We start from the raw sequence: 22,374 nt of genomic DNA on the forward strand, positions 1-22,374 counted from the left end.
TCACTCTGACTACTCTGATACTCACTACCGCTAATCCATCCATGCAAACGCATTCCAGCGTGCTCTACGTCAAGATAGATCGCCTGCTCAACAAAGGTTTTCCCAATAATTTCCGTATACGTTGCAATCGAGTTTGAGCACAATGTGCAGCAGGTAAATGTAACCGTTGTTTTCCATTATGAGTTAAGTTGAGCGCTATGGCAGGGGCACTTAAAGCAAACCGCTTAACCACTGCCTCTATTGCCTGAAACTCACTTTGCTCGGTTTTTAAAAATTTTTTCTGACTGGTGCATTAAAAAAATATCGCGCACATCAACAGTCGTTCCCTGATTACGAGCACAGGGCGTTACATGAATAGCATGACCATCATTGCTAAGCATCATGGCATGCTCCTGGATCGCAGGCCTGGAACTAATAGTCAGGCGCGAGATGGATGCGATACTCGCCAAAGCTTCGCCACGAAATCCCATACTGGCAATAGTGTATAAATCGCTAAGCTGTTTGATTTTACTGGTTGCGTGGGCAGCAATTGCCAAGGGTAAATCCTCAGCAACAATACCAACCCCATTATCAGTGATTTTAATTTGATTCAAGCCACCATAACCAATATCAATACTGATCATATCCGCTTGGGCATCCAATGAATTCTCTAATAATTCTTTGACCACAGAAGCAGGGCGTTCAATCACTTCCCCAGCAGCAATTTGGTTGGCTACGGTTATTGGTAATTGTTGAATTCTCATCATGTCAACGAAGGGATAACAAGTTTTTGTCCTATTTTAAGCTGCGCGCTCGACAAACGATTCGCCGCTTGCAACGATGCAACTGAAATACGATATCGCGCAGCAATCCTAGGTAACGATTCGCCACTGCGCACGATATGAATTTTACTATTGCCCGCTAAGGCTTCTATACGCGTACCATGCGGAGGATAATCCCAAAAATAACGTTTCAAGCCTTGGAAAATCGCCTGAGTTAAATGAGCTTGGTAAGTAGAATTTGTCAGGTTCCTTTCCTCACGAGGATTAGAGATGAAACCTGTCTCAATCAAAATAGAGGGAATATCAGGTGATTTTAATACCATAAAACGAGCTTGTTCAACTTTATGATTATGTAAATTGGTTATTCTATCAAGATCACCTAATACTCTTTCCCCCATATGTAAACTGGCACCAATGGTAGCTGTTTGCGACAAATCAATTAATACCGTACGTACTAATCCACTTTGATCGTCCAGTTCTGATAGATTGACACCACCCAACTCAGAATAGTTTTCCTTCTCGGCCAACCATCGAGCGGCTTCGCTGGTTGCCCCAGATTGTGATAAAGCAAAAACAGATGCGCCATTAGATTGCTGATTGATAAAAGCATCTGCGTGGATAGAAACGAAGACATCCGCATTATATTTTCTAGCAATGGTTAAACGTTCACGTAAGCCAATATAATAATCGCCGTTTCTCGTTAATACAGCTCGCATACCGGGTTGTCTATCAATGATTTGTTTCAATTTCTGCGCAATTATAAGTGTTACATCTTTTTCCATCGTGCGTCTTGGTCCACTAGCACCAGGATCTTTACCACCGTGGCCAGGATCCAGTACAACAACAACATCACGCAGCGTTTTTCCAGGTTCATGGCGAGCCGATACAGGTACCTTCGTTGTATTTGTTACACCACGTCTATTAACAGACCCAGTGGATGAAGTTGATCGATCCTGCAAATTACCATTTGTAGCAAAATCTAATGAAAAGCCATGTTTTGACGAAGCGGAGCGATGCATGGGATTCGTTCTAGTCATGACTGCTTGACTCACCTCAAAAACCAGGCGCAGGGTTTGTGGATTTGGGCGGCCACTGCGAATATATTTGATTAACTGCCTGCCTAAATTAACTCGATTCAGATTCACTGCCAAATCAGTGCCCTCAAAATCAATCACCACACGATTGGGATTTGTGAGCGTGAATACTCTGTGCGCAACAGCTTCATCCAGAGTAAACAGTACAGAAGGATTGCCTGACTGTTGCTTTATCTCAATCGATAACAATTTTGCTGCCATTAACGTCGAACACCAGACTATCAATAAGCAAATGCTAGTTATGCGTAGTTTCATTGTTTACCTTCAAGGCAAGACAAAATTAATTCCCCAGCAGCGGTTGTTGCAGTTAAAGTCAACAAACGTCCACTCCCATTGATAGTAAAGGCAAAATTAAGATCAACATTTCCCAAATTTTGACCAGCTCGTTCAGGCCATTCAATACAGCAGATTGCATCAGTCAAAAAATAATCTCTAAAACCAATATACTCCAGCTCCGCTTCATCGTGAATACGGTAGAGATCAAAATGATGTACTTGTAAATGCTGACATTGATAGCTTTCAAGCAATGAAAAAGTCGGACTTTTAATAGCTGACTTAACACCTAGAGCTCGTAGCATAGCGCGGATAAAAGTTGTTTTTCCTGCCCCTATCTCACCACTAAAGGTCAGCACTAAAGGAGCATTTAGACAAGTTGCCAAACGTACCGCAAGCGCTTCGGAATATTGCACATCAGGCAAAGCAATGCAATTAACTTTGACCATAAAAACTCATTTTACTCTTGATAAATAATTAACCTGACGACGTAGATAAGGCATTAAATCACTAGCTAGCAACCCACGTTCACCCATAACAGCCGCTGCAGCATCTGCGGCACTGGCATGTATCCATACACCTAATTTGGCAGCCTCGGCAAGTACCAGGCCCTGAGCGATTAATCCAGCAATGACTCCACTAAGCACATCCCCCATCCCTGCACTTGCCATACCAGGATTACCATCAGCACAGAGATAAACACCAGGCTCATCCGTACACACAATAGAACCTACACCTTTAAGGACAACATTTCCCCCATATTGTTGTTGTAACGCCAATGTTGTTTGGTACCTGTCTTTTTGAATCTCTGCCGTAGAACATTGAAGCAAACTGGCCGCTTCTCCAGGATGAGGCGTCAAGATCCAATTATCATCATGTTGAGGATTCTGAGCGAGTAAACGTAGGGCTGAAGCATCAATAACCATAGGTAATTGGGAAGCAATCGCTTGATTAAATAAAACCTTTGCCCATTCATCCTCACCAAGACCAGGACCAATGATGCAGACAGTTGCCTTAGCAATCAGCGATAAAAGCTCAGCAACCTCTTCAATGCCATAAATCATTGCTTCTGGCAATAAAGGTAACACTCGCCCTGCGTGTTCTGGTCGTGTAGCAATCGTTACCAGGCCGGCACCAACACGCAAGGCAGCATTTGCAGCCAAGTAAACTGAACCCGGCATACCGTGCCCACCGCCGATAACCAAAACATGGCCAAAATTGCCTTTATGAGAATTTTTTAAACGCCGCGGAAGTAACGCATGGCCTAAATTTTCATCCAAAAGATAGGCAGCGGGTTTAATCTTTACTAAACAAGATTCAAGTTGTAGGCTATGACAAACTAGTTCACCGCAATGATCAGGCCCATCCAAGGTCATTAATCCAAGTTTAGATGCGATGAATGTCACTGTAGAACTAGCTTTGACAGCAACTCCCATTACGCGACCTGTATCGGCATTTAAACCAGAAGGAATATCAAGGGCTAATACTGGTAAGCCGCTGTCGTTGATCTGATTAATAGCCGTCGCTATCGGACCATGCACATCTCCTTGCAAGCCGATTCCTAATAAGGCATCAATAATTAACTCTGCCTCAGGGTCTATAACGTCATCAAGGCATTGGCAAGGAACACCTGCAGCCATTGCTGCTGTAGCTGCTCTGGCTGCAGGCGGTGGCAAATCTTCTATTGTTTTGTGCTGATTAACAACAACTGAATACCCTTTTTTGTGTGCAAGGCGTGCAAGAACATAACCATCACCAGCGTTATTACCACTACCACAGAAAATGGCTAACGTACGTACTGTGGGATATAACATGGATAAGGTAGAAAAAGCGCTCGTCCCCGCACGTACCATTAACTCATCTTCAGACAATCCCAGATCATCCGTAGCCATCTCTTCACATAAACGAATGTGTTTAGTCTGATAAAGAGCAACCTTTGATGTAGTCATGGCCTTGTTATGCTCCATAAACTCTAGCAGGAATTCACTCGTCAATTCTTAGTTATTACAGCAAGTGACTTACTAAAACTCTCACAAATCACTTGCTTTTTGAATTAACAGCTTAGGCTTCTAATCTTTTTTACAAGGGTTAATGAAGGCTTGCTTCGCCCTTTTACTTCAGTTCCTGCTATCGCTGGAGGTGGCGAGGGTTCACTGGTATCTTCACCAAATTCCATTCCCCTACCATTTTCTTTGGCATAGATGGCAAGTACCGCAGCTGGAACTATGAAAATCTGCACGCTATGACCAGAAAATCTCGCAGTAAATACTATTCTATCATTTTCAAGATGCAAACCACGACATGCTTTAGGTGAAATATTTAACACTATCCGCCCACTATTAACATGCTCCTGTGGAACCTGCACCCCGGGATACGTCGCATTTACCAATATATATGGCGTCAGATCATTATCAACAATCCAATCATAAATAGCGCGTATAAGATAAGGCTTATTAGAGGTCATATTCATCATTAGGCCGCCCTTAATTGCCTCTCAGCGTCTGTCAAACTTGCCTGGAATGAATCGCGTTTAAATAAACGTTGCATATAGGCATTCAATCCCTTCATCTTGGCAGGTATTTCTATACCCAGTTGCGGTAGACGCCACAATAATGGTGCAAGTGCACAATCCAGTAAAGAAAACTCATCACTTAGGAAATAAGCTTTATCCGCAAAGATCGGTTCTAAACTTACCAAGCTGTCAAATAAATGTGTGCGCGCTTCTTCTTGCTCAACACCTGCTTTAATGCGTTGAAGTAAATAGTACCAATCCTGCTCAATGCGATGCATCATTTTTCGTGTTTCTGCACGAGCGACTGGGTATACAGGTAAAAGCGGTGGATGTGGAAAGCGCTCATCTAAATATTCCATAATGATGCGAGCTTCATACAAAACCAATTCGCGATCAAGCAGTGTAGGAATAGTACCATAAGGGTTCACAACAACTAGCTCACTGGGAGGCTCTCCTTGTTTAGCGTGAAGGATTTCAACATTTACACCCTTTTCTGCCAATACAATACGAACTTGATGACTATAAATATCATCATTATCAGAATACAAAGACATAATCGTGCGCTTTGCAACAATAGCCATCAGCAACTCCTCATCAATCGTTAAACCATACTTTTACAGAAGGTTAAAGAGCAGCATTTTACCACAATTTACCTAGCATGATGAACCTAGTATGACAATTTGTCATTTCGCTATAAATAAGTCAATTTTGTTTTGCAAATCAATCCAGAAAACACGCATTATTGAATATGCTCATAAATGGAGCTTTTTCCAGTATGCTTTCTTGAGTTGATAAGCCACAATTAAGAAGATACTTAAAAAATCAACACCATTATCCCTATATGATAACGTACTAATTTTACAGGTTCACCGACATAGACAAGAAAAGTCACTAAATCTTGCAAAACACTATCGAACTGTCGCTGGTTCATTTCTCCATTTTCTACAAGAACCAAATGAGATATCGTCGATTTTTTAGGGTCTGCCTCTCTTACAGCAATCACTTTTCCAGCAAGCGGCGCTAAAACATTAGGCATTGCTACCTCAGGAACCAATAAATTATTAGCACCAAAAGGTCTTGTGTCATCAGCATAAAAACTCTTCAGATAAGTATAAATCCACTCTGGACCACGTTCTCGAGCAGATAAAGACAAGTCTGGTGGCGTAATACCAAACCATTGTCGCGCATCAGTAGCTGGCATACTAATATAAATCGGATCGTAGACTGCAGCGCTGGTAAAAATGAGATTATTAACTAGCAAGTCTTTATCCAGTGCGCCATCAAAGGTTGTCAACCCAAGATCTTTTGCCATGCGGTTATAACGCATATACCGCAGCGAATGGCAACCAGAACAATAATTCATAAATAATTTTGCACCCCGCTGTATTTTTGCTTGATCATGGATGTCTATATCGATTGACGCCATCTCAACCTTGCTAGCAGTAGCCGCCTGTAGCAAAGAACTCATTAACAGACTGAGTAAGTAAGTAACTATCCTATCTTTGCTCATCCATCTATCCTCTCAGGTACTGTTTTATGCTGCTCATAACGGCTGTAAAAAAGGCATCAACAGAAAATAAGCAAAATAAATAACCGTACAAACTCTTGCCAAATACTGTTTCAGTAGGGTCACTTGAACCGTCCCCAAATAACCTAGAATGCAGAAACTAGTTACAAAAGCAATTAAGGCATATTTCGAATAATTCCCTTTATAACGTATGGCTCGAACAGGACTTCTATCCAACCAGGGTATAAATAATAAAATTAATATTGCTGCTCCCATAGCAATCACGCCGGTTAGCTTGTGTGGAATAGCGCGTAAAATGGCATAAAAGGGCGTCATATACCATACCGGTGCAATATGTTCCGGTGTTACCATTGGATTTGCCGGAGCAAAATTAGCATACTCTAGAAAATAACCACCCATTTCAGGGATAAAGAACACTACTGCAAAAAAACCAATCAAAAGACAATGACACCCACCAAATCTTTCACGGTAAAATAAGGATGAAAAGGAATTCCATCAAGCGGCTTGCCTTCTTCATTCAGATGTTTCTTGATTTCTATTCCCTGTGGATTATTAGACCCGACTTTGTGGAGGGCAATAATATGCAAGAAAACCAGTACTAACAGTAAAATAGGAATACCAATAACATGTAAGGCAAAAAACGTTGTAACGTCGCATTAGCAACGTTAAAATCACCGCGTAACCAAGTTGCCAAACCATCACCTATATAGGGAATTGCCCCAAATAGGGAAGTAATGACTTGTGCCCCCCAATAAGACATCTGCCCCCAGGGAAGTAGATAACCAAAAAAAGCCTCCGCCATAAGCAGAATAAAAAGTGCCATACCCAAAAGCCAGATCAATTCTCTTGGTTTTTGGTAAGAACCATACAATAACCCTCTAAACATATGTAAATAAACAACTATAAAAAACGCCGAAGCACCTGTTGAATGCATATAACGCAATAGCCAACCGTAATTGACATCGCGCATGATGTACTCAATAGAAGAAAAAGCCTGTTCAGAGGTTGGTGTATAGAACATGGTCAACCATAAGCCAGTGACCAATTGATTGACTAATACCACAATAGCCAAGGAACCAAAATAATAGAAGAAATTCAAATTTTTGGGAGCATAGTATTCACTGACATGGCTTTTCCATGTACTAAGTAGTGGAAAACGGGCATCCACCCAATTGATCAAACCCTTCATGGTTATTATCCTTCTTCTTTGTCCTGCCCGATTACAATGACATGCTCACTGATAAACTGGTATGGCGGCACCTCCAGATTTATAGGTGCGGGAACACCTTTAAATACCCTGCCAGCCAAATCAAAAGTTGAACCGTGGCAAGGACAATAAAAACCACCCGGCCAACTAGGACCAAGCTCATTCTCAACAGGGGTATATTTTGGTGAGCAACCTAGATGCGTACAAACTCCAACCAGAATTAAATATTCCGGTTTTATCGAACGGTATTGATTTTTCGCATAGGTTGGTTGTTGGTCAACCAATGAGTCCGGATCTCGTAATTGCTCATCATGGCCGCTAAGCTGCTGCAACATTTCCTTGGTACGCCGAATGATCCATACTGGTTTTCCTCGCCATTCAACCGTCACTTGTTGCCCCGGCTCTATCTTAGAAAGATCAACCTGTACAGGTGCACCCGCCGCTTGTGCCTTTGCACTAGGGAACCATGAAGCGATAAAAGGGGTTAATGCACAGGCAACACCCACGCCCCCTAATACACTAGTTGTCGTCACTAGAAAATGACGCCGTTGCTCATCAATTTCTTCCTCATTGGGAATATCATCACTACTAGGGTTGGGATCAACATTATCAATCACGGTCGCCTCGTCCTGGGTTCTGTCCCTAAGTCCATTTTCCTGACAGATACTATATTCTGACAAGAAAAATATAAATCCAGTTATAACAAAGAATTAAGTATTTGAAAACGGCCCTGAAAAATACCTGAGCAATCCTCAAGACATTTTTGTCTATACTGATACCTTCTCTTGAAAAGATGGGATATTTAATAAGAATACAACTGTCGGTACGAGTCAAAAGCCGCAGTATAAAACTGATAGGAAGCCATAACAGGTAACTGGCTGCTGTAATTCCGCGGAAAATGGAATGGTTGATTATAAAAAACCCTGCTTCTGCAGGGTTTTTATTAGAACAATTAACGCTTGGAGTACTGTGTTGCACGACGTGCTTTGTGCAAACCAACTTTCTTCCTTTCTACGCGTCGAGAATCGGTTGTCATCAAACCACGCGCACGTAGTTTTCGACGATAAGAGCTAGGGTTAGGTTCTGCGCCTTCAACCAAATCAGACTCATCATAGGCAACTAACGCACGTGCAATACCCAAACGAACAGCACCGGCCTGGCCAGAGATACCGCCACCAGCGACTGTCGCATAAACATCGAATTTGCCCATAACATCCACTGTCTCCAGTGGCTGGCATACAACCATGCAAGAAGTCTCGCGACCAAAATAATCTTCTAAAGCACGATTATTAATCACAATTTGACCTTTACCAGGGCGTAAAAACACTCTAGCTGTTGAGCTTTTTCTACGGCCAGTACCGTAATATTGCTGTCTTTCAGCCATAATACTTATTCCTCAATCTCAAGTTGCTTGGGTTGCTGTGCTGTATGCGGGTGCTCATTACCAGCATAAACTTTCAGTTTACGGTACATTTCTCTACCTAAAGGATTCTTTGGAAGCATCCCCTTCACTGCCAGCTCGATAATACGCACAGGGTTCTTTGCCTGTAATTTATCGAAAGAATTGATTTGATACCACCAGGAAATTCTGAGTGATGGTAATAGATCTTTTCTTTAAATTTACGGCCAGTGACAGTCACTTTCTCCGCATTCGTTACAACGATATAGTCCCCTGTATCAACATGAGGGGTATATTCTGCCTTGTGCTTGCCTCTTAAACGACGAGCAATTTCAGTAGCAAGACGACCTAAAACTTTGTCGCTAGCATCGACTACATACCAGTCACGTTTGACTTCGTGTGTCTTGGCGCTAAATGTCTTCATTAAATAACTCCGTACCGCCTTATTGGTAATCTTTCAATCTTGGACGGGCGATTTTAACCAAAACCGTGCTAACCTACAAGTAAAATGCAATAAATTCTTGCGAGGTTTTACAATTTGGCTGAAAGATATACGTTTAATTGGGGATTAACAAGCGTTCAACCGAATGACCAGCCATTAAATGACTGTCTATAATTTCATCAATATCAGCTGTTGTTGCATTAGTTATACCAAACCCCTTCTGGGTAAATCACGATACAGGGTCCACACTACGATCGACCAAGACACGCAGATTTGCTTACTCTTATTTTGCCAGGGCCATGCATGCCCAGCTCTAATAATTTTGTTTTCATATAATCAAAAAACAACTCTCCACCGGTGTTTGCACAACATTGCTTGCCAGCAGCTTTCTGATTAGTGCATAAAAAACATGCTTTGTATAATGGGTCAAAAGACTACTTACCTCGTTCCTCAATTTTGGTTTTTAATTTGAGTCCAGGCTTAAAAGTAACAACACGCCGTGCTACTACCGGAATTTCTTCCCCTGTTTTGGGGTTCCTTCCTGGCCTCTGTGGCTTATCACGTAAGGTAAAATTACCAAATCCTGATAATTTAACATGCTGGCCATTTTCAAGAGCATGTCTTAGCGTTTCATAAAACTCTTCAACCATTTCTTTTGCATCAGGCCTGGCTAATTTTAACTCATCACATAAAGTTTCTGCAATCACTGCTTTACTTAGTGCATTCACGATTAGTCCCTCAATATAATGGCAAATTTTTCTTCCAGTTTCTTGATTATAGCACTGATTATCTCATTGATCTCATTATCAACCATTGTTCGTTTATCATCCTGCAAAGTGAGCGCAATTGCCAGACTTTTTTACCTACTGGAATTGATTCTCCAGTATACACATCAAAGACATCAAAGGATTTCAGTAAAGCCTTATCGACTGTTTGCCGGACTAATTGCTCTATCTGTGCTGCACTCACTTCATTATTCACCAGCAACGATAGGTCGCGCCGTATCTGAGGGAATTTTGAAATCGGCTGATAACGTACTGATTTTGTGTTAATAAGTGCATCCAATCGAAGTTCAAAAAGCACCACCTCATCCTGTCTATCTAGTGCGTCTGCTATGCGTGGATGCAAAACACCACACCATCCAGCTTCCTGATTGGCAATCATAACTCGGGCTGACTTACCTGGATGAAGTGCGGGATGTACAGCAGCAACAAACTGTACTTCTGATAACTGTAACGCGGCAAACAGTGCTTGCAAATCGCCTTTTGCATCATAAAAATCAAATTTGGCGGTTTTTTCGCTCCAATTCATTGCCCCTTGCTCGCCAGTCAATAATCCTGCTATAGAAGCATATTCCTGCAATGAGCCTTGCTGTAAATCAAAAATCACTCCATTCTCAAATAACTTAATTGCTGTTTGCTGGCGATGTGTATTATAGACCATCGCAGCAATCAACCCGGGCCACATGCCTACCCGCATTTGCGACAATTCGGAAGAAATGGGATTTAATAATTGCATGGTAGGGTTTTGAGGATACAATTCTTGTTGCAACTCCGGATCAACAAAGCTGTAGCTAATTGTTTCATTGTAGCCACGCGCAATAAAAAACTGGCCAAAACGTGTAGCCAGTGATTCTAATGGATCGCTATTTCCAGCCTGCACCGTAGCAGTCATCTTATCGCCAGGTAGTTTGTCATAACCATGTAGGCGAATTATTTCTTCAATCAAATCAACATCTAAACTAATATCAAAACGATGAGATGGGATACTAATCAGCCATTCTCCAGCCGCTTTTCTATCAACATCCATACCCAGGCCTTGTAGCATTCTAACCATTTCATCTTCTGCAACAGCCAAACCGGTTAGTTGCTGTACCTTAGCTGGATTGAACGGAATCTTATTTTTTAATGGTAAGGCCGCTGATTCAGAAACAAACGATACAGGGCCAGCATCTCCACCAACAATATCCAGTAATAGATCAGTAGCACGCTCAAGAGCCAACAACTGCAGCGCAGGATCAACACCGCGCTCAAAGCGTTGCGATGAATCAGTACATAAACCATAACTACGCGCTACGCCAGCAATTATTATTGGTTTGAAAAAAGGCACTTTCGAGAAAAACATCTATAGTATGCTCCTGTACAGCACTATCCTCTCCCCCCATAACTCCAGCCATTGCCAAGGCTTTTTTATTGTCAGCAACCACCAATACTTTGTCATGCAAATTAATTTGTTGCCCATCCAGTAATTGCAATGTTTCATTTGCTTTAGCAAAACGAACATTAATATCCCCATCAATGGCTTGTAAATCAAAGGCATGCATAGGTTGGCCAAGCTCCAACATCACGTAATTAGTAATATCGACGACTGGGTGGATAGGGCGTAAGCCTGCACGTCGCAAACGCTCGCTTATCCAAATAGGGGTATGTACTTGAGGATTAATACCACGAATTACACGCCCATAATATTGTGGGCAAGCATCGGAATTTAGCAACTTAATTGCCAATTGCTCATCGGTAGTTGGTAAATTAGTCTTTTGAGGCAGTGGTTGGAGAGGTAATGAGGTCAAAGCTGCCACTTCACGTGCAACCCCTAGGACGCTGAAGCAATCAGCACGATTAGGCGTTAAATCAATATCGAGTACTTGATCATTGAGCGCTAGATAAATACGTAAATCCGTCCCTAATGGGGCATCTTCATCCAACTCCATAATACCGTCAGAACTCTCGGCAAGACCCAGTTCCGAAACAGAACATAGCATTCCCTGTGATAATTCTCCGCGCAGCATTGATTCTTTAATCACTAAACCACCGGGCAAATTAGCACCTATTTGCGCGAGCGCTACTTTCAAGCCTCGACGCACATTTGCTGCGCCACAAACTACTTTTAATGGTTTGCCAACTCCCGTATTTACTTCACACAAAGTCAGTTTATCTGCCTGTGGATGAGGCGTCGTATTTAAAACCTCCGCGACAATGACACCTGTAAAAACACCCGCAACTGGAGTCACCGCATCAACCTCCAAACCAGCCATGGTTAGAAGAGACGCTATTTGCTGTCCATTCAAAGAAGGATTTACCCATTCACGTAACCACAATTCACTCACTTTCATTGTAAATACCCGCCTAATATCCGGAGATTATTCAAGTAGACCAACATCATCTACGTGTTGCTGCTAGAACTGTTTTAAAAAAGTTAAGTCGTTTTCAAACATCATGCGTAAATCATCAATTCCAAAATACAGCATAGCCAATCTATCCATTCCCATACCAAAAGCCCAGCCTTGATATTCATCTGGAGAAATATTAACCGCGGTAAGAACATTTGGGTGTACCATACCGCAACCCAACACTTCTAACCAGCCAGTGAACTTACATGAGCGACAGCCTTTGCCAAAACATTGCGTACACTCAATATCCACCTCAGCCGAAGGCTCTGTGAAGGGAAAATAAGATGGTCTAAAACGTAAAGCTAACTCTCGTCCAAAGAAATAAGCAAAAAAATCCTGTAACAACCCTTTTAAGCCATTTAGTGTAGCTTCTTTATCAATAAGCAAACCTTCTACCTGATGAAACATGGGTGTATGAGTCACATCGGAGTCACAACGATATACTCGTCCCGGAGCTATCAACCGTAAAGGAGGAGTACGCTTTTCCATTGTCCGAATTTGGACAGGCGAAGTATGAGTGCGCAACAAATACCCATCGCCGAAATAAAAGGTATCATGCATGGCACGAGCAGGATGATGCCCTGGAATATTAAGTGCTTCAAAATTATAAAATTCTGTTTCAATTTCTGGGCCAGTGACAATATCAAAGCCTAACCGACTAAAATAATCATTAATACGCTGCTTTACCTGAGTGACTGGATGTAGAGAGCCATGTTGATTGGTGCGGCCAGGTAATGTTATATCAATTCGCTCGGCAGCCAATTTACTCTGTAATTGCACCTCTTTTAAGTGCAGCATCTTTTCTTCGATGAGAGCACTTATCTCTCGTTTAGCTAGATTAACTAACTGACCTACTTTGGGTTTTTCTTCTGCTGATAAATTAGCTAACTCTTTGAGGATTTCGGTGAGCTGTCCTTTCTTGCCCAAATAGTCGACACGAATCGCTTCAAGAGCGGTAACGTCTTCTGCCTGAGCGATTGCATCAGCAGCCTTTTGCTGCAACGCGATGATATCTTGCATGATTATAACCCACACGTAAAAAAGGAGGCCACAGCCTCCTTGTTAATTATCACGACAAAGCCTACTAGGCAAGTGCAGCTTTTTGCTTTTTTCAGCAACAGCAGCAAAGGCATGCTTATCATATACAGCCATGTCAGCAAGTACCTTACGATCCAACTCGATAGAGGCTTTTTTCAACCCAGCAATCAACCGACTGTATGATAAACCACACTCACGAGCCTGTGCATTGATACGAGTGATCCACAAAGCGCGAAACTGGCGTTTTTTCTGCCGGCGATCACGGTAAGCATATTGCCCAGCTTTGATAACCGCCTGTTTGGCCACACGGTAAGTGCGACTACGGGCGCCGTAATAACCTTTCGCTTGATCTAAAATCTTCTTATGACGTGCTTTCGCCGTCACACCACGTTTAACTCTTGGCATTATTCATTCCTCCCCTTAACTACCGTGCAACATACGCTCAGCCAGACGCGCATCACATTGCTTCAATGTACCTGAAGCAACACGCAACTGACGTTTTTGCTTGCTGGTCTTTTTAGTGAGGATATGGTTTCTATAAGCACCACGGCGCTTGATAATACCACTAGCTGTCTTACGGAAGCGTTTGTGCGCTCCACGATGTGACTTTAATTTTGGCATAGCATTCTACTCCGCATTTGTTCTGCTATTAATAACGATGCAGTGTAATCAATTAACTCTTTATCTTATCTCTCTGATATGAATAATTGAGCAAAAATTTTTACAACCGCCTTATTTTTTCTTTGGTGCTAAAACCATCAGTAATTGGCGACCTTCGCGTTTCGCTTGCTGCTCAATTACCGCATATTCAGCGGTATCCTGTTGCAAGCGCTCCATGATTTTCATACCTATTTCCTGATGGGCCATTTCTCTACCGCGAAATCGCAGCGTGATCTTGACCTTATCACCATGATTGAGGAAACGGACCAGGTTGCGTAGCTTGACCTGATAATCCCCTTCTTCCGTCGTTGGACGGAATTTTAACTCTTTGACTTGAAATTGCTTCTGCTTTTTCTTCGCTTCCGTTTGCTTTTTATTCAATTCAAAAAGAAATTTGCCATAATCCATAATGCGGCAAACAGGCGGCCTAGCTGTAGGGGATATCTCCACCAAATCATAACCACCTTCTTCTGCCGCCCGCAGGGCTTCTCGCGTTGATACAACTCCCACCTGGTTGCCATCGACATCAATTAAGCGTACCTCAGGCACATTAATCTGTTCGTTAATTCGCGCGCGATCACTATCACGCTTATTCGATACGCTAATGGTTTAATCCTCCAAATGGTTTATACGCGACCTTTTGCGTCAACTTCCTGACGCATGGTATCACAAATTGTATCAATATTCATCACACCTAAATCAACACCTTCTCTTGTTCGCACCGCGACAGAATTATTTTCAACTTCTTTATCGCCAATAATCAGCAAGTAAGGTACTTTTTGTAAAGTATGCTCGCGGATTTTAAAGCCAATCTTCTCATTTCTCAAGTCAAAATTGGCACGAAAGCCCTGCTTTTGCAAAATAGTTGTCACTTTAGCAGCAAAATCATGCTGCTTGTCGCTAATTGTCAATACAGCAACTTGCGTTGGCGCCAACCATAAGGGCAAACGACCTGCGTAATGCTCGATCAAAATTCCCATAAAGCGCTCAAATGAACCCAAGATAGCGCGATGTAACATGACCGGTGTTTGTCTGCTGCCATCTTCTGCAACATATTGGGCATCAAGTCTGTCAGGCATAGAAAAATCGACCTGTATAGTACCACACTGCCAAATACGCCCTAAACAATCCGCTAAAGAGCATTCAATCTTCGGCCCATAGAAGGCCCCTTCCCCCGGAGCATCAATCCATTCAATCCCTCTACTCTGCATAGCACGCTTTAATGCTTCCTCTGCCTTATCCCAAACCGCATCACTCCCTACTCGCTTTTCCGGACGCAAAGCCAAGCGGTATTTTATCTCTTTAAAGCCAAAATCAGTATAAACTGATTGTACTAACTCGAGCATCATTGCTACTTCAGATTGAATTTGCTCTTCTGTACAAAAATATGTGCATCATCCTGTACCATGTTGCGCACACGCATCAAACCATGCAGAGAGCCGGAAGGTTCACAGCGATGACAGTTCCCAAACTCAGAAAAACGTAGTGGCAAATCTCGGTAAGATCGAATTCCTTGATTATAAACTTGCACATGGCAGGGGCAGTTCATTGGTTTTACAGCATATTGGCGATTTTCTGTTTCTGTAACAAACATCTCATCGCGAAAATTATCCCAATGCCCTGATTTTTCCCACAACACCTTATCAACCAGCTGTGGTGTTTTAATTTCTTGATAGCCAAAATCGTACAAACGATTACGCATATATTGTTCAAGTAATTGATAAACAATCCATCCTTTCGGGTGCCAAAAAACCATACCGGGTGCGATTTCCTGAAAATGGAATAAATCCAAAGCCTTACCTAATTTTCGGTGATCGCGTTTTTCAGCTTCTTCTAAACGATACAAATAATCCGCTAATGCTTTTTTGTCTGTCCAAGCCGTACCATAAATACGCTGTAACATTTCATTACGCGCATCTCCTCGCCAGTAAGCTCCTGCTACTTTCGTTAACTTAAATGCTTTCAAGTATGAGGTAGAAGGCACATGAGGCCCACGACAGAGGTCTTCAAAATCCCCTTGCTTGTATAAGGAAAGAACTTCTCCTTCAGGAATATCTGCAATAATTTTAGCTTTATATTCCTCACCAATATTGCGGAAATAAGCAATTGCCTCATTCCGTGGCAATACTCGGCGAGTAATCGGGTAATCCGCTTTTACCAATTCTTGCATCTTCGCTTCTATACGCTCCAGATCCTCTGGAGTAAATGGCCTTTGAAAAGCAAAATCGTAGTAAAAGCCATCCTCAATAACGGGTCCAATAGTGACTTGTGCACTGGGAAATAAGAGTTTAACCGCTTGAGCCAATAAATGAGCCGTTGAATGACGGATGACTTCAAGGCTATCTTCTTGCTGTTTCTCAGTAACAATGACTAAGGAGCAATCATCTTGCATAAGATAACTGGTATCAACCAATCGACTATCAACTCGTCCCGCAAGTGCAGCTTTTGCCAATCCAGGACTAATACTTTGAGCAACATCATAAACCGTTACGGGGTGCTCGAAATGTTTGACACTTCCATCAGGCAATTTAACGTTTGGCATTTTGTTATCCTTCTATCCTTCAGGCAGGTAAAGTTTCAATCATAATTGTAATAACAACTGGTAGCTAGAAAATAATTTTCAACGATCAATATACGACAAAAAAACCCTGCGGGGCAGGGTTAAGTTGGTAGGCACGAGTGGGATCGAACCACCGACCACCACCATGTCAAGGTGGTGCTCTACCACTGAGCTACGTGCCTATTATTCGTTCTATACCAAGAATGGCGTTGATTATATAAAAGCTATGATTACAAAGCAAATAGTTTTAATACCTACAGAACTTAAAAAATAAGACTTATTCGGAGGAGAAAGGCTTGAATAAAACTGCTCACTATTCAAGCCATATTTAGGATGCGAGGCTAGTTGCTATAGCTAGACCACTTAGTATAAACAATGCACTACTGTGTTCCATCATGTAGTGCAAAATTCCCTGTTTAGACACGAATTGAAACGGTCCCGTTGTTTCCTATTCTATTATTGCAGAACAACACAAAAATTCAATCATTAATTTCGAAAAGAAACATTTCATTTCGTTTCGATTCATTACAAATTTGCAGGAACTTTTACCCTCTGCTACACTGCGCTAATTTGGTTCTCCAGAAAAGCATGCTCATGGAAAAAGTCGATTTAACTAAACAATTTGCCTATCGCTTGCGTGATGCCATGATTGCTGCTGGATTTAATTCACGACGCTCTACATCTGGAGTATGTATTCATAAACTAGCGGAGATCACTGGATACTCACTGCAGATCTGTCGTAAATATTTACGCGGAGAAGCAATTCCAGAACCGACCAAACTGGTTGAAATTTCTTCGAAACTTAATGTTTCGCCTGGTTGGTTACTGTTTGGTGATTATCACCATGGCATACCTCAGCCGGAAGATAGAATTACAATTAATAAGAACTTGCTACATTATATTTTCACTCAATTAGCTGAGCTATATACTAATTTCCCACTTGGAGATGAACTTCCTGATTTCTTGCTAGAATTGAGCAATGATCTTGGCCAAATTAATGCAACTGAAGATCAATCAAAAAATCATTGATTTGGCTCTCTCCTCTATTAAACGATTTAGTCACTAGCATGGAGCAATTTAAGTATTATTTATGGATATTCACAACGAAATAAGACCACATTCGCAACTACTAAAATTATTGTTCGCCTTTAAAAACAAGGTAGGGGCTGTATTTAAAGATATACTTGGCTTACATGAAATTAATCATATTGCCATCACTCGCATTAGCATCGAACAAGAGATTGTCATTTTCTCTTCTACCCCTGCACTCGAGTTTAATCTATTTAATAGCGAGCTCTGGCACTATGATCAAACCTATCATCCCGCTTGGTTTCGTGTAGGTGAGCAAACCAGCTGGCAATCTCTATATAGTCCGGCACGCTATGATGAACTTTATTATCAGAAACAAATCAAACATCACTACCCAATCGGCTCCTCTTTTGCAATCTACCAAAACAATACTTTTTATATTTATTCACTGGCAAGCAAACAATCTTGCCCTCAAACACAAGAAATTTTTGCCACCCAGTACGATGATTTTCGTAAAATAGGTTTATACTGCACTAATCATCTACAGGACCTTTTCATAACTTGTGATAACTTGGCAAGCCAGTCTAAGCCTACAGAACTTAAACAATTAATACCCATTTAGCATAAGCTCGCTGGTTCTAGGGCTCAATACCATCTCTCCTGAAGATGAGTCACATACTTCTGGGTATGAAAATCCAGCATTATGTTAAACAGGCAATCTAATAGGAAAATTAGGAAATGTATAACGATTAATTATTTCTTATTTAAGAACAAAGGACTAGGAATTAGGAAAGAATCTGTTATTACTCAGCCCTCAAAACTAGATTCAAAGGGCTGGCAAGGGATATTCTCTAAACTCTTAAACAACTACTGTCTCTTGTAGCGTGTCAATCAGATTAGCGTCAGATTGACTGTGTTGATCAAGCATATGGCAATAATTTTGACGTTTAATGGGATCTTTTTCTTTCGCACAACGTTCCTGAAAAGTCTCAAGAACTCCATTATCTGCACTACCAGCAAATGAGAAAAAGGAATTAAACAACTTATTGCGACTGCTGCTAATTTTTCATTAAAGACCCTTTTAATTGGTTAAGTTAGACTTAAAACACTTAAAGAGAGCACCACATTCTTTCAACACAAGACTAGTGTGCACTAAAATCTATAAAATTTAAATTTTATTTTACGTTTCTTTAAATGTCTCTATTAGCTTTTCCATTTTCGTCTTTAGAAACAAAAGATTACCCATAATACTGTTACAAAAATCCTTGAGAATTAATAAAAATCTCTCATTGCAACAAATCTTCTTTCTAGCGACCGTGCGCATTGTATCATAAGAGATATCATTTTCTCAAATCATTTCTGTCAATATTAAGACTTATTTGTCAAAATAAAATACAAATATTTAATGCTGCTGCCTCGTTAAATTGGCTGTGACAAAGAGAAATCAAAAAATTAAAAGAAAAGTCATTCCATTAATGTAAAAAAGTTTAAAATTTTATTTTTTGTATTGGATGCGACTATTATGTATGCGAGATTTCTATTTTTGTTATTCTTTACTCAAGCTGCACTAGCAGGACCCTGGTTCACAGGACCTTTGCTTGCACCTGCAGGAAGAACCATTCCTGCAGGTCATTTCAACTTTGAACCCTATGCCTTTTATAGCGGCTATCCGAATGGATTTCGAAACATTGAAGTTACTCCCATTCTCACGGCAGGAGTCAATGATTTCTTAGATTTACAAACTTCCTTACCTTACGATTACAGTTGGGATCATGGGCAGCACGGGAATGATATCGGTGATTACAGTTTAGCTATGGGTATCCAGGTCTTGCGTCAAAAAGAAGATTCTTGGCTGCCAGATCTACGTCTTGTCTTACAAGAGGTATTTCCTACAGGACGGTTTGACAACTTAAATCCACGAAAATTGGGTACCGATCAGACTGGTTTAGGCGCATATCAAACATTTATTGGCTTGAATTTCCAACGACTGACTCAATTTACAAACGAGCATTATTTGCGCACTCGCTTGAGTTTAGTTGCCGCAAGATTCAGTGACGTCAAAATCCATGGAATCAGTGCTTTTGGGGGTACCGCTACAACGGAAGGCCGAGTTAACCTAGGAAGCAGTTATTCAGTTGATTTAGCTGCCGAATATACATTGACTCAAAATTGGGTTCCTGTTTTTGAAGTCTTGTATGCCCATAGTCCAGCAACCAATTTTGATGGCAACCCTGGATTTACTCCAGGAGGTACTGTTGCAGGCGTTGGTGGGAGAGCAGGCGATCAGGTTTCCTTGGCTCCAGCGATTGAATATAATTTTAGCTCAAATCTCGGTATTATTGGTGGGGTCTGGTTTTCTATCACTGGTCCGCATGCGGCTAAATTCGTTACAGGAGCAGTTGCGATTAACTGTTATATTTAATTCATTTCAATGTATGCATGAAAAACACCAAGCGCTTACTCTTTCAATTGATGAGCGCTTGGATCCTCGTAAAACAATATTTTATTCAACAGCTAACCTTATACAAATTCTTGGTGGTATTCATCACTAGGCAAGATATATGAAAATTATGTTGAAATTTATAAAAGCAAATATCATTGAGCAAAGAGAGTATGCCCTATTCTAATTTTACAAAAAAAAAATGTCACTACTATAGATAACTTATAGACTCATCACTAAGGATGGATGATGTTTCCATGGGCCCTTGCTTTTTTGGTAATGACTCTACTAACTGCGTTATTTAGTTATAAAGGAACCCCCTCCACCGCTATCTACATAACAAAAATTCTATTTTTCTATCCTTACTTATTTTTCTGGTACTAATAGTAATGAGCGCTTTCGATTCAGCCCCACCTCCATCCTTAGATCCTAATGGCAAAATGATCCCTTAGATAAAAAATTACTCACTCCATGGAGAATAAAATCAAAGCGACCATGGCAAACACCATTCCCAAAGTTTGTTTGAGGGATAAACCTTGTTTTAAAAAAGTATCGATAGCAGTAATGTGATAACGGGGTACATGGAAGTAATCAAAACAACAGGCATTGCTGGCCCCTTACGTAAAGCAATAATAAAAAAGATGCAAGCAACTCCATTGGCAACCCCATTAAGAAGACCATAAAGACCTCCTTTCACAGATAGTTCTGGTTTGAAATTCAGCAATACAAGGGCAAGAACACCAGATACCAAAACCCCTAAACTGGAATAAAAAGTAATAGAAAGTGGATTAATAAAATTTGCCGCCCTGGCGCCCCAATACCCCCAAGCACCATAAAGACAAAGGGCAATAAGTGAGGGATAATACCAAGAACTGATAGTCATATAAATTTCGCTTTTACAAATCGCTAAACAGCAGATTCTCAATACTAAAAACAGAGACTGAGCATAACCGGGCAAGCAATAAAATAAAACCACTAGCTATAAAAAATCTGGCAATTTATTTTCATATATTTCAATTTATCTACACAATAAGCTAGCCAAGAGTAACATACTCTTGCATGCCATCCATACTCATTTCTGCTGTTTCTGTTTTTAACAACTCAGGCAGAACAATAGGCATTAACGATTTATCAACGTAGATTCTATTTAAAAAACAAATGCTTTCTTTATGAGCAGACGCTGAAATGCAAATTTAGAACTGGTTATTAGCTATTCACCGTCTGTACCCAAATAAATTGAGTATAAATTTTATTTGCCACCCGCCTTAAAGGCACATGATTTGTGTTGACTAAAATAATAATGGAAATTTGTTCATCAATATGGCGTACCACCCAGCTACTATAGCCTCGTATTGCACCATTTTTTTGAGCAACAAGCTTATTTCCAAAATAAGATACTTGCCAACCTAATGCCCATGACCATCCTTTACGACCAGAAGGCTTACCATCTTGTAAAAAAACGGGCCTCCACATCTCCTGATAACTCGCTGGTTGTAATAATTTTTCTTTCGTCATGGCTGCATCCCATTTTGCCATATCACTAATGGATGATAAGACACCGCCAGAGCCCCACATCTGCAACCAAGGCGTTCGATTTGGATTGGGAACTACCTTGTTATTGATGACCCGATAACCAGCAGCCAAACCTGGAGGAGTGAAGGTATCAGGAAATCCTGTTTGCATCATATTTAAAGGAGTAAATATATTTTTAGCTAAAAAATTGCTCAGGCTCTGTTGACTAACCTTCTCAATTACACGGCCCAACACAATATAACCAAAGTTATTGTACTTAAAATGAGTACCGGGCGGAAATTGCATGGGTTTATTAGCCATTTTTTGCCAAATACGCAGCCAAGGTAGATGAGGCCCTTGATATTGTGGAATACCACTGGTATGTGAAAGCAATTGCCGAATCGTTACAGGCTGCCATTGCTTTGGTGCACGCGGAAGGTATTTTAATACCGAATCATTAAGACTGAGTTTACCTTGTTGTACTAAGAGCATCACTGCAAATGCAGTGATGGATTTGGATACTGAACCAATACCAAACCGTGTATCTGTTTTTACCGCCAGACCCTGCAAATCAGCATAGCCATAGCCCTTCATCAATACAGGCTCACCTTTGTATAAGACAGCAAGAGCCAGACCGGGAATATGAGACTGTTGCATTTCAGCCGCTACTAACTGGTCGATTTTTGTTCCAAGAGCACCGAGTTTAACGCAGCCGCATTCAACCAAAGCGGCAAGAAGGAAATAAACCAA

General features: G+C 41.1%; 19 protein-coding genes, 1 tRNA gene and 8 pseudogenes. 3 read left to right on the forward strand and 25 right to left on the reverse strand.

Annotated elements, in window-relative coordinates; genetic code table 11:
* From mutL to BN58_RS18160, 22 genes and pseudogenes are all read right to left on the reverse strand, one after another.
* Nucleotides 1–746 (reverse strand): annotated as a pseudogene (mutL, locus tag BN58_RS26945) (DNA mismatch repair endonuclease MutL); the annotation flags it as partial.
* Nucleotides 743–2,110, reverse strand: a complete 1,368-nt coding sequence (locus BN58_RS18075) for an N-acetylmuramoyl-L-alanine amidase (protein ID WP_026069595.1) — start codon at nt 2,108–2,110, stop codon at nt 743–745. The gene BN58_RS18075 and the pseudogene mutL, both read right to left, overlap by 4 nt.
* Nucleotides 2,107–2,577, reverse strand: coding sequence for a tRNA (adenosine(37)-N6)-threonylcarbamoyltransferase complex ATPase subunit type 1 TsaE (gene tsaE / locus BN58_RS18080; RefSeq protein WP_019218034.1), 471 nt, complete (start codon nt 2,575–2,577; stop codon nt 2,107–2,109). Before tsaE ends, BN58_RS18075 begins: the two co-directional genes overlap by 4 nt.
* Nucleotides 2,578–2,583: 6 nt before the next feature.
* Entirely contained in the window at nt 2,584–4,077 is a 1,494-nt protein-coding gene (locus tag BN58_RS18085) for an NAD(P)H-hydrate dehydratase (protein ID WP_019218035.1), read from the reverse strand.
* A gap of 104 nt (nt 4,078–4,181) precedes the next feature.
* On the reverse strand, nt 4,182–4,598 hold the full coding sequence (locus BN58_RS18090) for a ClpXP protease specificity-enhancing factor (protein WP_026069597.1): 417 nt from the start codon (nt 4,596–4,598) through the stop codon (nt 4,182–4,184).
* A gap of 2 nt (nt 4,599–4,600) precedes the next feature.
* Nucleotides 4,601–5,221, reverse strand: coding sequence for a stringent starvation protein SspA (gene sspA, locus BN58_RS18095; RefSeq protein WP_019218037.1), 621 nt, complete (start codon nt 5,219–5,221; stop codon nt 4,601–4,603).
* A gap of 171 nt (nt 5,222–5,392) precedes the next feature.
* Nucleotides 5,393–6,150: pseudogene (locus BN58_RS26950) on the reverse strand (cytochrome c1).
* 33 nt (nt 6,151–6,183) lie between these two features.
* Nucleotides 6,184–6,606, reverse strand: a complete 423-nt coding sequence (locus BN58_RS38305; RefSeq protein WP_019218039.1) for a hypothetical protein — start codon at nt 6,604–6,606, stop codon at nt 6,184–6,186.
* Nucleotides 6,603–7,357, reverse strand: a pseudogene (locus BN58_RS38310) (cytochrome b). Before BN58_RS38310 ends, BN58_RS38305 begins: the two are co-directional and overlap by 4 nt.
* 5 nt (nt 7,358–7,362) lie before the next feature.
* A complete protein-coding gene (gene petA, locus BN58_RS18110) occupies nt 7,363–7,992 on the reverse strand; it encodes a ubiquinol-cytochrome c reductase iron-sulfur subunit (protein WP_019218041.1) in 630 nt (209 codons plus the stop codon).
* Nucleotides 7,993–8,327: 335 nt separating this feature from the next.
* The gene (rpsI, locus tag BN58_RS18115) at nt 8,328–8,759 is read right to left on the reverse strand and encodes a 30S ribosomal protein S9 (RefSeq protein ID WP_019218042.1); all 432 of its coding nucleotides are present in this window, start codon (nt 8,757–8,759) and stop codon (nt 8,328–8,330) included.
* A 5-nt stretch (nt 8,760–8,764) separates the two neighbouring features.
* Nucleotides 8,765–9,198, reverse strand: a pseudogene (rplM, locus tag BN58_RS18120) (50S ribosomal protein L13).
* Nucleotides 9,199–9,331: 133 nt separating this feature from the next.
* Nucleotides 9,332–9,646 (reverse strand): annotated as a pseudogene (locus BN58_RS38070) ((2Fe-2S) ferredoxin domain-containing protein).
* Nucleotides 9,647–9,650: 4 nt separating this feature from the next.
* Nucleotides 9,651–9,944: an integration host factor subunit alpha gene (locus BN58_RS18125; protein ID WP_019218044.1), complete on the reverse strand. Its 294-nt coding sequence runs from the start codon at nt 9,942–9,944 to the stop codon at nt 9,651–9,653.
* 2 nt (nt 9,945–9,946) lie between these two features.
* A pseudogene (gene pheT, locus BN58_RS37225) lies at nt 9,947–12,328 on the reverse strand (phenylalanine--tRNA ligase subunit beta).
* Between the two features lie 63 nt (nt 12,329–12,391).
* Complete coding sequence (gene pheS / locus BN58_RS18135; protein ID WP_026069600.1) at nt 12,392–13,405, reverse strand: phenylalanine--tRNA ligase subunit alpha; 1,014 nt, start codon at nt 13,403–13,405, stop codon at nt 12,392–12,394.
* 42 nt (nt 13,406–13,447) lie between these two features.
* Nucleotides 13,448–13,828 (reverse strand): 50S ribosomal protein L20, encoded by a 381-nt coding sequence (gene rplT, locus BN58_RS18140; protein ID WP_019218046.1) that lies wholly within the window; start codon nt 13,826–13,828, stop codon nt 13,448–13,450.
* Nucleotides 13,829–13,843: 15 nt separating this feature from the next.
* The gene (gene rpmI, locus BN58_RS18145) at nt 13,844–14,044 is read right to left on the reverse strand and encodes a 50S ribosomal protein L35 (RefSeq protein ID WP_019218047.1); all 201 of its coding nucleotides are present in this window, start codon (nt 14,042–14,044) and stop codon (nt 13,844–13,846) included.
* A 111-nt stretch (nt 14,045–14,155) separates the two neighbouring features.
* Nucleotides 14,156–14,689, reverse strand: a complete 534-nt coding sequence (infC, locus tag BN58_RS18150) for a translation initiation factor IF-3 (RefSeq protein WP_026069601.1) — start codon at nt 14,687–14,689, stop codon at nt 14,156–14,158.
* Nucleotides 14,690–14,709: 20 nt separating this feature from the next.
* The gene (locus BN58_RS38075) at nt 14,710–15,102 is read right to left on the reverse strand and encodes a His/Gly/Thr/Pro-type tRNA ligase C-terminal domain-containing protein (protein WP_408605509.1); all 393 of its coding nucleotides are present in this window, start codon (nt 15,100–15,102) and stop codon (nt 14,710–14,712) included.
* Nucleotides 15,100–16,625, reverse strand: a pseudogene (gene thrS / locus BN58_RS26965) (threonine--tRNA ligase); the annotation flags it as partial. The pseudogene thrS and the gene BN58_RS38075, both read right to left, overlap by 3 nt.
* 125 nt (nt 16,626–16,750) lie before the next feature.
* A tRNA-Val gene (locus BN58_RS18160) sits at nt 16,751–16,825 on the reverse strand.
* A gap of 412 nt (nt 16,826–17,237) precedes the next feature.
* Between BN58_RS18160 and BN58_RS26970 the strand changes: the two are divergent.
* Nucleotides 17,238–17,709: pseudogene (locus BN58_RS26970) on the forward strand (helix-turn-helix domain-containing protein).
* 24 nt (nt 17,710–17,733) lie between these two features.
* Nucleotides 17,734–18,294, forward strand: a complete 561-nt coding sequence (locus BN58_RS18170) for a hypothetical protein (RefSeq protein WP_019218050.1) — start codon at nt 17,734–17,736, stop codon at nt 18,292–18,294.
* A gap of 237 nt (nt 18,295–18,531) precedes the next feature.
* Here the strand turns inward: BN58_RS18170 and BN58_RS18175 are convergent, their stop codons facing one another.
* Nucleotides 18,532–18,714, reverse strand: a complete 183-nt coding sequence (locus BN58_RS18175) for a hypothetical protein (protein WP_019218051.1) — start codon at nt 18,712–18,714, stop codon at nt 18,532–18,534.
* A gap of 480 nt (nt 18,715–19,194) precedes the next feature.
* Here BN58_RS18175 and BN58_RS18180 point away from each other — a divergent pair, with 480 nt between their 5' ends.
* Nucleotides 19,195–20,094 carry a hypothetical protein gene (locus tag BN58_RS18180; RefSeq protein ID WP_019218052.1) on the forward strand — a complete coding sequence of 300 codons (900 nt, stop codon included), beginning with the start codon at nt 19,195–19,197 and terminating at the stop codon, nt 20,092–20,094.
* A gap of 559 nt (nt 20,095–20,653) precedes the next feature.
* Here BN58_RS18180 and BN58_RS26975 read toward each other — a convergent pair.
* On the reverse strand, nt 20,654–20,995 hold the full coding sequence (locus BN58_RS26975; RefSeq protein WP_019218054.1) for an EamA family transporter: 342 nt from the start codon (nt 20,993–20,995) through the stop codon (nt 20,654–20,656).
* A 323-nt stretch (nt 20,996–21,318) separates the two neighbouring features.
* The coding region (locus BN58_RS18195; RefSeq protein ID WP_156812626.1) for a serine hydrolase domain-containing protein at nt 21,319–22,374 on the reverse strand (1,056 nt) is incomplete at its 5' end.

It is taken from the genome of Legionella tunisiensis (assembly GCF_000308315.1).
Taxonomy (GTDB): Bacteria; Pseudomonadota; Gammaproteobacteria; order Legionellales; family Legionellaceae; genus Tatlockia; species Tatlockia tunisiensis.